The sequence below is a fragment of the Salinimicrobium oceani genome (assembly GCF_012037645.1).
This window is the reverse complement of record NZ_JAAVJR010000466.1, coordinates 1-494: the sequence shown is the minus strand read 5'-3', so window position 1 is coordinate 494 and position 494 is coordinate 1. Positions and strand designations below refer to the sequence as shown.

The following is a 494-nucleotide window of genomic DNA, read 5'->3' as shown; positions in this document are numbered from 1 at the left end:
ATGACATAGTTGTCATAGAATTCCAGTACAGTGAATTCCAGTTCAAGAATCTTAATAGGTTTCGCCATCCTCTAATTTATACAAAAAAACTGAAAACAGAATTTCCATATTTCCTCACTTCAGAGAAATGGGGTAGGTGAGAAAGATCCATCTTTTTGGAATGTTCGATGATCAAAGAGCCACCCTCTTCCAACAGGTTTCGGGAGAAGGTAATTTTCACCAGGTCTTTAAGTACATCTGTTTCAAAGTTATAAGGAGGATCGGCAAAAATAATATGTGCTGATTCTCCTGTAGCATTCAGGAATTTAAAAGCGTCACTTTTTACAGTACGAATCGGCATATCCATTTCTGAAGAGATCTTATTAATGAATTTTACACATTCAAAATGTGCATCAACAGCTATGATCTCCTGTGCCCCACGGGAGGCAAATTCATAGGCGATATTTCCTGTGCCGCTAAAAAGATCGATCACTTTTAAAGCTGAAAAGTGATAC

1 protein-coding gene is annotated in these 494 nt (G+C 37.4%); it reads right to left on the bottom strand.

Annotation, left to right across the window (positions count from 1 at the left end; genetic code table 11):
* Positions 1–76 precede the first annotated feature (76 nt).
* Positions 77–494 (bottom strand): RsmD family RNA methyltransferase (locus tag HC175_RS17770; RefSeq protein ID WP_168139601.1); only part of this gene is annotated, 418 nt, incomplete at its 5' end.